The organism is Oleiagrimonas sp. C23AA (genome assembly GCF_011759385.1).
GTDB lineage: Bacteria > Pseudomonadota > Gammaproteobacteria > Xanthomonadales > Rhodanobacteraceae > Oleiagrimonas.
In genome coordinates, this window is the sequence record NZ_JAARLY010000013.1 from 38,798 (window position 1) to 50,818 (window position 12,021).

12 protein-coding genes are annotated in these 12,021 nt (G+C 65.5%); 10 read left to right on the forward strand and 2 right to left on the reverse strand.

Going from position 1 to position 12,021, the window contains the following annotated elements; all coding sequences use genetic code 11:
- Nucleotides 1-1,233, forward strand: a complete 1,233-nt coding sequence (locus HBF24_RS16635) for an FtsX-like permease family protein (protein ID WP_167175590.1) — start codon at nucleotides 1-3, stop codon at nucleotides 1,231-1,233.
- 303 nt (nucleotides 1,234-1,536) lie between these two features.
- Here HBF24_RS16635 and groL read toward each other — a convergent pair whose 3' ends face one another.
- Both groL and groES read right to left on the reverse strand, forming a co-directional pair.
- Entirely contained in the window at nucleotides 1,537-3,189 is a 1,653-nt protein-coding gene (groL, locus tag HBF24_RS16640; protein WP_167175593.1) for a chaperonin GroEL, read from the reverse strand.
- 61 nt (nucleotides 3,190-3,250) lie between these two features.
- Nucleotides 3,251-3,544: a co-chaperone GroES gene (groES, locus tag HBF24_RS16645; protein ID WP_167175596.1), complete on the reverse strand. Its 294-nt coding sequence runs from the start codon at nucleotides 3,542-3,544 to the stop codon at nucleotides 3,251-3,253.
- Nucleotides 3,545-3,819: 275 nt separating this feature from the next.
- Between groES and cutA the strand changes: the two genes are divergently transcribed.
- The 9 genes from cutA to HBF24_RS16690 all read left to right on the forward strand — a co-directional run bounded on the left by cutA (nucleotide 3,820) and on the right by HBF24_RS16690 (nucleotide 11,983).
- A complete protein-coding gene (gene cutA, locus HBF24_RS16650; protein ID WP_167175599.1) occupies nucleotides 3,820-4,155 on the forward strand; it encodes a divalent-cation tolerance protein CutA in 336 nt (111 codons plus the stop codon).
- A 73-nt stretch (nucleotides 4,156-4,228) separates the two neighbouring features.
- Nucleotides 4,229-6,418: a protein-disulfide reductase DsbD gene (locus tag HBF24_RS16655; RefSeq protein WP_343162791.1), complete on the forward strand. Its 2,190-nt coding sequence runs from the start codon at nucleotides 4,229-4,231 to the stop codon at nucleotides 6,416-6,418.
- Nucleotides 6,418-7,038 (forward strand): TlpA disulfide reductase family protein, encoded by a 621-nt coding sequence (locus tag HBF24_RS16660; RefSeq protein WP_167175605.1) that lies wholly within the window; start codon nucleotides 6,418-6,420, stop codon nucleotides 7,036-7,038. Before HBF24_RS16655 ends, HBF24_RS16660 begins: the two co-directional genes overlap by 1 nt.
- A 150-nt stretch (nucleotides 7,039-7,188) precedes the next feature.
- On the forward strand, nucleotides 7,189-7,629 hold the full coding sequence (gene aroQ / locus HBF24_RS16665) for a type II 3-dehydroquinate dehydratase (RefSeq protein WP_167175608.1): 441 nt from the start codon (nucleotides 7,189-7,191) through the stop codon (nucleotides 7,627-7,629).
- 43 nt (nucleotides 7,630-7,672) lie between these two features.
- Nucleotides 7,673-8,155, forward strand: coding sequence for an acetyl-CoA carboxylase biotin carboxyl carrier protein (gene accB, locus HBF24_RS16670; protein WP_167175611.1), 483 nt, complete (start codon nucleotides 7,673-7,675; stop codon nucleotides 8,153-8,155).
- 119 nt (nucleotides 8,156-8,274) lie between these two features.
- A complete protein-coding gene (gene accC / locus HBF24_RS16675) occupies nucleotides 8,275-9,642 on the forward strand; it encodes an acetyl-CoA carboxylase biotin carboxylase subunit (protein ID WP_167175613.1) in 1,368 nt (455 codons plus the stop codon).
- Nucleotides 9,643-9,701: 59 nt separating this feature from the next.
- The gene (gene prmA, locus HBF24_RS16680) at nucleotides 9,702-10,601 is read left to right on the forward strand and encodes a 50S ribosomal protein L11 methyltransferase (protein ID WP_167175616.1); all 900 of its coding nucleotides are present in this window, start codon (nucleotides 9,702-9,704) and stop codon (nucleotides 10,599-10,601) included.
- Between the two features lie 63 nt (nucleotides 10,602-10,664).
- A complete protein-coding gene (locus HBF24_RS16685; protein ID WP_167175619.1) occupies nucleotides 10,665-11,450 on the forward strand; it encodes a zinc-ribbon and DUF3426 domain-containing protein in 786 nt (261 codons plus the stop codon).
- A gap of 245 nt (nucleotides 11,451-11,695) precedes the next feature.
- Nucleotides 11,696-11,983, forward strand: a complete 288-nt coding sequence (locus HBF24_RS16690) for a helix-turn-helix domain-containing protein (RefSeq protein WP_167175622.1) — start codon at nucleotides 11,696-11,698, stop codon at nucleotides 11,981-11,983.
- Nucleotides 11,984-12,021: the final 38 nt, after the last annotated feature.

A 12,021-nucleotide genomic window follows, 5' to 3' on the forward strand; every position in this document is an offset into this window, starting at 1 on the left:
ATGCAGCTGCGACCGATACTTTCGACCCTGCGTCGACACAAACTCACGGCCACCTTGCTGACCCTGCAGGTGGCCTTTACCTGCGCCATCGTCTGCAACGTGGCCTTCATGATCGTCAACCGCGTTCAGCGGATCAGTGTGTCCACCGGCATCGCCGAGAACCAGCTGTCGGTCATTCAAAGCAGGAGCATCGACAGGGACGACCATCCACTGGTCCAGCACCGCACCGACCTGGCCGCGTTGCGGGCGATTCATGGCGTTGAGTCGGTGGTGGCGGTGAGCTATTCCATGCCGCTGAACCAGAATGAATCCACCCATGGCACCTGCCCCAGCAAGCAGGCCCTGGACCTGGCGATAAAGCTCAATTCGCTGAAAGGCAGCGGTTGCGTGACTCCAAGCATCTACGACGGCACGCCTGGCCTGATCGCCACCCTGGGCCTGCGCCTGGTCGCGGGTCGCGACTTCCAGCAGGATGAGTACGTTAGCGCACGCAAACCCGCCGTCGCCGTCATCACCCGGGCGCTGGCACGGCATCTGTACCCCGGCAAACAGGCGCTTGGGCAAAGCATGTACGACGGCGACAGCTATGTGCGCATTGTCGGCATCGTCGACCACCTGTTGCGGCCCCGACTGCGTTCCCCGCGCGTGGACAACTACAGCATGATCTGGCCTCAGCGCCCGGACGGCTCCAGCGTGCTGTACGTGATGCGCAGCTCACCACAGGATCGTCAGCTTGTGATGAAGGCCGCCGCGGCCGCGCTGATGAAGATCAATCCCAACCGCCTACTCAAGACGCATGGCATGCAGACGTATACGCAGATACGCGCCAGCTATTTCCAACGCGATACCAGCATGATCGGCTTGCTGCTCGCCTCGGCGCTGGGGCTGCTGTTCGTTTCGGCACTGGGCGTCAGCGGGCTGGCGAACTTCTGGGTGCAGCAACGCACGCGCAGCATCGGCATCCGCCGTACGCTGGGCGCCCGACGCGGCGACATACTGCGCTATTTCCAGGCCGAGAACTTCCTGATCGTCAGCGCCGGTATCGTGCTAGGCGTGCTGCTGGCGATGCTGTTGAACCTGCTGCTGATGAAGCACTACGAGTTGGCCCGCCTGCCGCTGTACTACCTGCCGCTTGGCGCATTGATGCTGTATGCCTTGGGGCAGCTGGCGGTGCTGGGTCCGGCACGTCGCGCCGCAGCCGTAGCGCCGGTCGTGGCGACCAGGAGCGTCTGAGAAGGCCTCGGCGTAGGCGCGCAGGGTCGGCGGGGCGGTGGCGCCATTCAAAAGCCACCGCTCTTGACCGGCACACGCTCCCACTAGTTAAGACACCTTCACACCCGGATCGATGGCAAGACCAGGTGCTTCCATCAGACCGCACCGCGCCAATACACCAGACCCACTCAAATCAATCGGAGTTGTACGGGGCATGCCGGAAGCGACCATCGCCGGAACAGCTTGTCCCGGCGGCGAGGACCGGACAAAAGAAAACCCCGCACAAGGCGGGGTTTTCTCGTTTACTACCGGGAACAGCTGGGCTTACATCATGCCGCCCATGCCACCCATACCGCCCATGCCACCCATGCCGGCGGCGGCATCGGCGCCGTCGTCCTTCTTCGGCAACTCGGCGACGATGGCCTCGGTGGTGATGGCCAGGCCGGCCACGGAAGCGGCGTTCTGCAGCGCCGAACGGGTCACCTTGGTCGGATCCAGGATGCCGAACTCGATCATGTCGCCGAATTCACCGGTGGCGGCGTTGTAGCCGAAGTTGCCGGAGCCTTCCTTGACCCTGTTCACGACCACGCTCGGCTCGTCACCGGCGTTGGCGGTGATTTCACGCAGCGGGGCTTCCAGCGCACGACGGGTGATGGCGATACCCAGGTTCTGGTCCTGGTTGTCGCCGGTCAGGCCCTCGACGGCGGACAGCGCACGGATCAGGGCGACACCGCCGCCCGGCACCACGCCTTCCTCGACGGCCGCACGGGTGGCGTGCAGGGCGTCTTCGACGCGCGCCTTCTTCTCCTTCATCTCGACCTCGGTGGCAGCGCCGACCTTGATCACGGCCACACCACCGGCCAGCTTGGCCACACGCTCCTGCAGCTTCTCGCGGTCGTAGTCGGAGGAGGTCTCCTCGATCTGCGCCTTGATCTGGCCGATGCGCGATTCGATCTTCTCGGCGTCGCCGGCACCGTCGATGATGGTGGTGTTTTCCTTGGTGATGACCACGCGCTTGGCACGACCCAAGTCGTTGATGGTGGTCTTGTCCAGCTGCAGGCCCACTTCCTCGGAAATGACCTGACCGGCGGTCAGCACGGCCATATCCTCGAGCATGGCCTTGCGACGATCACCGAAGCCCGGCGCCTTGACGGCGGCGACCTTGACGATGCCGCGAATGGTGTTGACCACCAGCGTGGCCAGCGCCTCGCCTTCGACTTCCTCGGCCACGATCAGCAGCGGCTTGCCGGCCTTGGCGACAGCCTCGAGCACCGGCAGCAGGTCACGCACATTGGAGACCTTCTTGTCGTGCAGCAGGATGAACGGGTCGTCCAGCTCGACCTGCTGGCTCTGCTGGTTGTTGATGAAGTACGGCGACAGGTAGCCGCGATCGAACTGCATGCCCTCGACCACGTCCAGCTCGTTCTCCAGGCCCGAGCCTTCCTCGACCGTGATCACGCCTTCCTTGCCGACCTTCTTCATGGCATCGGCAATGATGTCGCCGATGTTGGCATCGGAGTTGGCCGAGATGGTGCCGACCTGGGCGATGGCCTTGTCGTCGGCGGTGGGCTTGGACAGGTTCTTCAGCTCACCGACGGCGGCGATCACGGCCTTGTCGATGCCGCGCTTGAGATCCATCGGGTTGACGCCGGCGGCGACGGCCTTCAGGCCCTCGCGGATGAACGCCTGCGCCAGCACGGTGGCGGTGGTGGTGCCGTCACCGGCCACGTCGGAGGTCTTGGACGAAGCTTCCTTGACGATCTGCGCGCCCAGGTTCTCGTACTTGTCCGAAAGCTCGATTTCCTTGGCGACGGAAACGCCGTCCTTGGTGATGGTGGGAGCACCGAAGCTCTTTTCCAGCACCACATTGCGACCCTTCGGGCCCAGCGTGACCTTGACCGCATTGGCCAGGGTGTTGACGCCCTTCAGGATGCGGGCGCGGGCGTCTTCGCCAAAACGTACTTCTTTAGCTGCCATGGGATGATTCCTTCAAATCTTGGATGAGAACAGGTTCAACGGCGATGCGGCGAGCGGACGCTCAGCCCTCGATCACCGCCACGATGTCGTCTTCGCGCAGAACCAGCAGCTCTTCGCCTTCGACCTTCACCTCGGTACCCGAGTACTTGCCGAACAGGACCTTGTCGCCGGTCTTGACGGCCATCGGGCGCACCTTGCCGTCATCCAGGATCTTGCCCTCACCGGCGGCCAGCACTTCGCCGCGGATCGGCTTCTCGGTGGCCGAATCGGGAATGACGATGCCGCCGGCCGAGACCTTCTCTTCTTCCAGGCGCTTGACGATGACGCGATCGTGCAACGGACGCAGTTTGCTCATGACAATTCCACCAACAGTCTGAGGTTTAAAGAAAAAAGACCATCTTGTTAGCACTCGATGGTGCTGAGTGCCAATTTTAGTCGCGCACGAGATCTTCGCAAGATCCGTGTCTGACATGGCAGATGCGGACGCGCCGAGCCCTTTCAAGAGCACAGGGTGAAATTTTTTGCCGAAAAGGCCGGTCTGGAACGATGACCTGAACTTTCGACCTTTGCCGTTCCGGACCCACCATGCCTATGCTCGGCGTCCATCCGTCCCTGTGAATCAACACCTGCATGTCATCGAGCGATCGCGCACAACTGGTGCTTTGCACCTGCCCGGACCAGGACTCGGCCGCCACGCTGGCGCGCGCCCTGGTGGAGCGGCAGTTGGCCGCCTGTGTCAGCCGCGTGCCGGGACTGGTCTCGACCTACGCCTGGCAGGGTCAGATCGAGGAGGACGCCGAGCACCTGCTGCTGATCAAGACCACCGCCGCACGTCTTGAAGCCCTCGAAAAGGCCGTGCTGGCGCTGCATCCGTATGATGTGCCGGAGCTGATCGCGCTGCCCATCGAGGCCGGTCACACGCCGTATCTGGCCTGGTTGCAGGCCGCTGTCGGCAACCCCACATGAGCGCCATTGACGCCCGTCGATGCTTGCCGTCCCCGTCGATCATCGCCCGCGATGGTCTCGCCCTGGAGTCATGATGAGTCTCACCACCTGGAGCCGCCGCGCGCTGCTCACTGTCACCGCCATCGTGGGCCTGCTCGCCGTCGCGCTGCCGGCGCAGGCGCAAGATGGCCTGCTGCCGGTCGAACAGGCCTACAAGGTCAGTGCCAAGATCGAGAAGCCGGGCAGCATCGCCCTGCACTTCACGCTGGCCGACCACTACTACCTGTACCGCGCGCGCTTTGCAGTCAGCTCGCCCGATGACGTGCTCAAGCTGGGCAAGTTGCAGCTGCCCGACGGGCAGAAAGAGCACGATGAGTACCTGGGCAATATCGAGATCTATCACCACCAGATCGACGCCACGCTGCCGTACACGGTCGCCCAAGACGGCGTGCGCACGGCCAAGCTGGATGTGCGCGTGCAAGGCTGTCATGAGGTCGATCCGAAGATCTGCTACCCGCCGTACACCATGCACCTGTCGCTGAAGCTGCCGGCTACTGGCGCCGGGACGGACGCCGCCAACAAGCAGGACGCGGGCAAGTCATCCGGTGCGGGCCTGTTGCCGGCGCGCAGCACGCAAGCCGGCAATGGCCAGCCACTGCCGGCCGACCAGGCTTTCAAGTTCGACGCCATCGCCACCTCGCCCACCCAGCTGATGCTGCGCTGGGTGATGCCGCCGGGCTACTACCTGTATCGCGACAAGACCCAGATCATCAAGCTGGCCGGCAAGGGCATCACCCTGGGCCAGCTGCAGTGGCCCTCGGGCACGGCACACCACGATCAATTCAACGGCGATGCCATCGTCTACTTCAACGAGGTAGATGTGCCGGTGAAGCTGACCCGCAGCGCCGATGCGGCCAAGGCCGTGACCGTACAGGCCACCTTCCAGGGCTGCCTGGAGCACAGCACCTGCTATCCGCAGATGACGCGCCAGGTTTCGGTGCCGCTGGATGGCGGCAGCGCCATGGCCGCCGGCAAGGCCCCCGCCAACGCCAAGACCGCGCCCACCGCGCCGCAAACTTCACTGCTCAGCGCACTGCTGCTGGCCCTGGGCGGCGGCCTGCTGCTGAACCTGATGCCGTGCGTGTTGCCGGTGCTGTCGATCAAGGCCATTGGCCTGCTGGAAAGCCGTGAAGGCAAGGCCGCTTCGCGCCGCCATGCGTTGTTCTACACCGCCGGCGTAATGGTCTCGTTCGCCGTGGTCGGTCTGGCCGTGCTGGGCCTGCGTGCCGCCGGCATGGCCTACGGCTGGGGCTTCCAGCTGCAGCAACCGGTGTTCGTGGCCATTCTGGCCTACATCATCCTGGCCATGGGCCTGTCGTTCTCGGGTGTGGTGCAGTTTGGCGCCGGCCTTGCCGGCACCGGCCAATCACTGGCCTCGCGCTCGGGCGCCTCGGGTGATTTCTTCACCGGCGTGCTGGCAGTGGTGGTGGCCAGCCCCTGCACGGCGCCGGCGATGGGCACGGCGCTGGCCTTCGCCTTCGCCGCACCGCCGCTGTACGCGCTGCTGGTGTTCCTGGCCCTGGGTATTGGCCTGGCCTTGCCGTTCCTGTTGATCGGCTTTGTGCCGGCACTGGGCCGCTGGCTGCCCAAGCCGGGCGCCTGGATGGAAACGCTCAAGGAGATCCTGGCCTTCCCGCTGTACCTGACGGCGGCCTGGCTGGCCTGGGTGCTGACCCACCAGCGCGGCGCCGACGGTGTCGGTTTGCTGCTGGTCGGCTCGGTGCTACTGGCACTGGGCCTGTGGTGGTTCGAGCGCTCGCGCCATCGCGGTGCGGGCAGCAAGGTGACTGCTGGCGTGCTGCTGCTGATCGCGCTGGTGCCGCTGGTGATGATCGCGCGCATGCCGGCACCCAGCCACACGCAGGCGGCGCAGCAGGGCGTGGTCGCCTTCACCCCGGCCAAGCTTGCGCAACTGCGCAAGAGTGGCAAGCCGGTGTTCGTGGACATGACCGCCGACTGGTGCATCACCTGCAAGGCCAACGAACACGCGGTGCTCGATACCGATGGCTTCAAACAGCTGCTGAAGAAGACCGGCGCCATCTACATGAAGGGCGACTGGACCAATGAAGATCCGGCCATCACCGCCTTCCTGCAGCGCTATCACTCGCCCGGCGTGCCGGTGTACGTGGTGTTTCCGGCCGATGGTAGCGAGGGCACCAAGCTGCCCAACGTGCTGACCATGGGCATCGTGCGCGAGGCGCTGACCAAGGCCGCGGCACACTGATGGGCTGGCGGCGCCACAGTCACCTGCTGATCGTGCTGGCCGCGGTCGTGGTGGGTGGCGCCGTCGCTTTCGCCGGCAGCTGGATACACTATGGCGGGCCGCCGCCGGCACTGATGCGGCTGCTTGTCCAGACCCGCCTCGGCGACCAGTTGCTGCAGGCGGCGCTGCGCCATCAGCAACCGGCCGCCCCGAAAGGCACAACCATGCTCGGCAAGGGCGACCGGCTGCCGGCACTTGCCTTCACCGGCGCCGACGGGCGGCGCTACCGGCTGGACCAGTGGCATGGCAAGACCGTGCTCATCAATTTCTGGGCCACCTGGTGCCAGCCGTGCCGGCGCGAGATGCCGCATCTGATCGCGGCGCAGAAGCGCCTGGCCGGATCGGTGCAGATCGTCGGTATCGCCCTGGATACGCCGCAGGCGGTGCACGCTTTTCTGGCCACCCACCCGCTGAACTACCCGGTGCTGTTGGGTGGCACCGGCAACAGCGCACTCAGCGCCCGCTTCGGCGACACCATGGGCGCACTGCCCTTCAGCGTGCTGGTGGCCCCGGACGGACGCATCAAGGCGACCCACTACGGTCCGCTGGTGGCCGTGCAGTTGCACTGGTGGCTGGATTGATGCCCAGCGAGACCATTTGGCCGCCCAAATTCAAACAATGGTTCGAACGTCAATGAACGTCGCCGATCTGCGCCGATCTGGACAATCGAAATCATCGCGCGCACACTCTGCACTTTGGCGGCCCCTCCGCCTGACGTGAAGTGAGTGCCCGTGGCCAAGATCCTTGTCCTGCACGGACCCAACCTGAACCTGCTCGGCGTGCGTGAGCCGGAGATCTACGGCCGCGAGAACCTGGCCGAGATCAACGCCGCGCTAGCCGGTCGCACCGAAGCGGCCGGGCACGAGTTGGGCTGGTACCAGTCCAATGCCGAGCACGAGCTGATCAGCCGCATCCACCAGGCGCGCGACGAAGGCGTGGCGGTGATCCTGATCAACCCGGCCGCCTTCACCCACACCAGCGTGGCCATGCGCGATGCGCTGGCGGCGGTGGATATTCCGTTTGTGGAAATCCACCTGTCCAACCCGCATGCGCGCGAACCGTTCCGCCACCACTCGTATTTTTCCGATCTCGCCATCGGCGTGATCGCAGGCTTCGGTGCCGACAGCTACCGGCTGGCACTGGAAGCGGCGCTGAACCGTCTGTCGGTCTGACGCACGGTTTTCGTATCCACTGACATTCTCAAGGCCCTGTCCCATGGATCTACGCAAGATCAAGAAGCTGATCGACCTGCTCGAGGAATCCAACCTCGCCGAGCTGGAAATCAAGGAAGGCGAGGAAGTGGTGCGCCTGTCGCGCGTGCCCAAGGGCGGCGTCGCCGTTGCCGCACAGCCGGCCGCGATGGCACCGCAGCAGGTCGCGCCGCAGGCCCAGCCCGCCGCCGCACCGGCGCAAGCACCGGCCACCGCCGAGGCCGCACCGGCCAAGGGTGATGACCTGCCGGCCGGCACCGTGGTGCGTGCGCCGATCGTCGGCACGTTCTACTCATCGTCCTCGCCGGACGCCGAGCCGTTCGTCGAGGTCGGCCAGAAGGTCCAGGCCGGCGATACGCTGGGCATCATCGAAGCGATGAAGATGTTCAACCAGATCGAGTCCGAGGTCAGCGGCACGGTCGTCGCCATCCAGGTGGAAAACGGCCAGCCCGTCGAATTCGACGAAGCCATGTTCGTTATTGCCTGATCACGACATGACGGCCGTCTGCCAGCGCTCGCGCCACCGATGACACGGCTGGCGCAGCGCGGTTCGCGCCGAAATGGCGCAACGCGGACTGGCACTGCCACAGCGAGGCCTGATCTCCCATGCTAGACAAAGTACTCATCGCCAATCGCGGCGAAATTGCACTGCGCGTTTTGCGTGCCTGCCATGCGCTGGGCATCAAGACGGTGGCCGTGCATTCCACCGTGGACCGCAATCTCAAGCACGTCGGCATGGCCGACGAGTCGGTGTGCATCGGCCCGCCGGCCGGCGCGCAGAGCTATCTGCACATTCCGGCCATCATCGCCGCGGCCGAAGTCACCGACGCCACCGCCATCCACCCCGGCTACGGTTTTCTCTCCGAGAACGCCGACTTTGCCGAGCAGGTGGAGCAGTCCGGCTTCATATTCATCGGCCCCAAGGCCGACACCATCCGCATGATGGGCGACAAGGTCGAAGCCATCCGCGCCATGAAGCAGGCCGGCGTGCCGTGCGTGCCCGGCTCCGGCGGACCGCTGGGCGAGGACATGGACGAGAACGGCCGCATCGCCCGTGACATCGGCTACCCGGTGATCATCAAGGCGGCCGGCGGCGGCGGTGGGCGCGGCATGCGCGTGGTGCGCACCGAGGCACACCTGCACAACGCCATCACCCTGACCAAGCAGGAGGCCAAGGCGGCCTTCGGCAACGATCAGGTGTACATGGAGAAATTCCTGGAAAATCCGCGCCATGTGGAAATCCAGGTGATGGCCGATGGCCAGGGCAACGCCATCCATCTGGGCGAGCGCGACTGCTCCATGCAGCGTCGTCACCAGAAGGTGGTCGAGGAAGCGCCGGCGCCGGGCATCACACCCGAGCAGCGCGCCGAGATCGGCAAGGTCTGCACCGACGCCTGCCTGCGCATCGGCTATCGCGGTGCCGGCACCTTCGAGTTCCTGTACCAGGACGGGCGCTTCTACTTCATCGAGATGAACACTCGCATCCAGGTCGAGCACCCGGTCACCGAGCTGATCACCGGCGTCGACCTGGTGCGCGAGCAGCTGCTGGTGGCCAGCGGCGAGAAACTCTCGATCCGCCAGGAGGATGTCACCATCACCGGTCATGCCATCGAGTGCCGCATCAACGCCGAGGATCCGGACACCTTCATGCCCTCGCCGGGCACGGTGAAGCGTTTCGAGGCCGCCGGCGGCCCCGGTGTGCGCGTGGATACGCACCTGTACGACGGCTACAAGATTCCGCCCAACTACGATTCGATGATCGGCAAGCTGATCGTGCACGGGCAGGATCGCGAAACGGCTATCGCGCGCATGCGCATCGCGCTGTCGGAAATGGTGCTGGAAGGCATCAAGACCAATATCCCGCTGCAGCAGCGCATCATGAATGACGGCGGCTTCCAGGCCGGTGGCCAGAACATCCACTACCTGGAAAAGCGCATCGCCGAACAGCAGGAAAAGGCCATCAACCTAGGTTGATGGACACGCGGGGCGGCTTCCCTGGTCGCCCCGCTTCGCACGCAATACTGGCCGATACCATGCCCTGGCTTGAACTTTCCCTCACCGTGACCGCGGCGCAGCAACCGGCGGTGGAATCTGCCCTGGAAGCACTGGGCGCGCAGGCCATCACCCTGGCCGATGCCGACGCCGAGACACCGGACGAGCGCGCCATCTTCGAGCCGGGCGTGGGCGAAACGCCGCTGTGGCAGGGCGTGGTGCTCAACGCGCTGTTCGACGCCGATGCCGATCAGCGCGCCCTGAGCGATGCCCTGGGCGCGCAGGTAGCCGGGCTTTCACCCGAGCAGATCAGCTTTCGCCGCGTCGAGGACCAGGACTGGGAACGCGCCTGGATGGACCAGTTCCAGCCCATGCGCTTTGGCCACAGGCTGTGGATCCACCCGTGGAACTACGAGGGCGACACCGCCGAAGGCGCAGTGGTGGTGCATCTGGACCCGGGCCTGGCCTTTGGCACCGGCACGCATCCGACCACGGCGCTGTGTCTGGAATGGCTCGATGGCCTGGCGCTTTCCGGCAAGCGTCTGATCGACTATGGCTGCGGTTCGGGCGTGTTGGCGCTGGCGGCGCTGAAGCTGGGCGCGGCGCAAGCCATCGGCGTCGACAATGATCCGCAGGCACTATCGGCCTCGGCCGACAACGCCAGCCGCAACGGTGTCGGCGAGCGCCTGTCGGTGTATCTGCCGGAAGACGCGCCGACCGAGCCGGCCGATGTGTTCGTGGCCAACATCCTGGCCGGCCCACTACTGGAGCTGGTGCCGCGCTTTGCCGAGCTGACCGGTGCCGGCGCGCCGTTCGCGCTGTCGGGCATCCTGAACGGCCAGCACGAGGAATTGCTGGAAGCCTACGCGCCGTGGTTTGAGGATCTTTCCACCGAGATGCGCGAGGACTGGGTGCGTATCAGCGGCCGGCGCAAGGCCTGACGTCCACACGGCGCGACCTGCGCCGACATGCCAGCAGCCACCGGCTGCGCTTAGAATCGGCCCATGTACACGCAGTGTCCCGAGTGCCAGACCATCTATGCGCTGACCGCCTCCGAGTTGGCGCAAGCGCGCGGCAGCGTGGCCTGCGGGCATTGCGGCGCCACCTTTGACGGCCTGGCCAGCCTGGCCGAGGCGCTGCCGCCGGAACCGTTTGACGCACTGGAACGCCATCCGGGCAGCCCGTCACCGGCGATGCTGATATCGGCGGTTTATCGGCCCGGCGCCGCGCAGGACACGCCGGCCGAGCCCCTCCCGGCGGCGTCGGATGGATCCGGCGTGATGCACCCCTCCTTCGCGCGCCGAACCCGCCGCAGGCGGGCGGGTTCCGGGATGCGCTGGGCTCTCGGCTGCCTTGTACTGACCCTGGTGCTGACGGCACAACTGACCTGGGCCGAACGTGCGCACTGGGGCGAATTTCCCGCCGCACGTGGCTTTGCCCAGCAGCTGTGCGACCGCCTGGGCTGCAACCTGCCGCCCACACGCGATCTGGCGCAGCTACAGATGGTCTCGCGCGACATCCGCCCACACCCCTCGGTGCCCGGCGCGCTGATCATCAGCGCGACCATGCGCAACGATGCCGGCTTCACCCAGCCCTACCCGGTGGTCTCGATCACCCTGTCCGACCTGAACGAACACCGGGTGGCCATGCGCCGCTTCAGGCCAAGCGAATACATCGCCGACCCGCAGGTGCGGGCGGCCGGGCTGGCACCGGGCGCCAGCGCGGCACTGGTGTTCGAGGTCAAGGACCCCGGCCACCGCGCCGTGGCCTTCGAATTTGCCTTCCGCTAAAGGGCTTGTTTGCCGCACCAGCGGGCGCTTTGGGCATGCCCGAACGGGTGCGTTTGGCCGTCCATGTCACAGCCATCGACGACGCGGCACTTAAAAACCGGCGCCCGGGCGGGTAAACTCGATCCTTCGCCCGGCCGTTGGCGTCGGGTGTGCACCGACCGAACCACCATCGCCGTCTCACACAACAACAAGCGCGCGCCGCACACATCCATCGTGCCGGCAGCAGCGCAAGAACTTGAAGGGATATGGGAGTGAATGCCGTCAGACTGCCTCATGCCGGGGATGAGGCCGAGACCTCGACGCAGAGCGTGCTCAGTGAGTGTGTCACCCGTACCGTGCGCCGCTATCTGGACGACATCGGGGATACCGAATGCAGCGAAGGCCTGTTCTCGCTGGTCATGAGCGAGGTCGAGGCGCCACTGCTTCGCGAGGTACTGGCCTGGCACGAGGGCAACCAGAGCCGCGCCGCCGCCGCGCTGGGCATCAACCGAGCCACGCTGCGCAAGAAGCTGGCGCTGTACGGCATCATCTGAATCCCGCTACTGGCGTGGGCGAATCGCGTTTGGCCGTC

Excerpts from the sequence above, each read along its gene's own strand:
- HBF24_RS16635 (WP_167175590.1), top strand. The coding sequence starts at position 1 with ATGCAGCTGCGACCGATACTTTCGACCCTGCGTCGACACAAACTCACG.
- groL (WP_167175593.1), bottom strand. The coding sequence starts at position 3,189 with ATGGCAGCTAAAGAAGTACGTTTTGGCGAAGACGCCCGCGCCCGCATC.
- groES (WP_167175596.1), bottom strand. The coding sequence starts at position 3,544 with ATGAGCAAACTGCGTCCGTTGCACGATCGCGTCATCGTCAAGCGCCTG.
- cutA (WP_167175599.1), top strand. The coding sequence starts at position 3,820 with ATGTCATCGAGCGATCGCGCACAACTGGTGCTTTGCACCTGCCCGGAC.
- HBF24_RS16655 (WP_343162791.1), top strand. The coding sequence starts at position 4,229 with ATGAGTCTCACCACCTGGAGCCGCCGCGCGCTGCTCACTGTCACCGCC.
- HBF24_RS16660 (WP_167175605.1), top strand. The coding sequence starts at position 6,418 with ATGGGCTGGCGGCGCCACAGTCACCTGCTGATCGTGCTGGCCGCGGTC.
- accB (WP_167175611.1), top strand. The coding sequence starts at position 7,673 with ATGGATCTACGCAAGATCAAGAAGCTGATCGACCTGCTCGAGGAATCC.
- accC (WP_167175613.1), top strand. The coding sequence starts at position 8,275 with ATGCTAGACAAAGTACTCATCGCCAATCGCGGCGAAATTGCACTGCGC.
- prmA (WP_167175616.1), top strand. The coding sequence starts at position 9,702 with ATGCCCTGGCTTGAACTTTCCCTCACCGTGACCGCGGCGCAGCAACCG.
- HBF24_RS16685 (WP_167175619.1), top strand. The coding sequence starts at position 10,665 with ATGTACACGCAGTGTCCCGAGTGCCAGACCATCTATGCGCTGACCGCC.
- HBF24_RS16690 (WP_167175622.1), top strand. The coding sequence starts at position 11,696 with ATGGGAGTGAATGCCGTCAGACTGCCTCATGCCGGGGATGAGGCCGAG.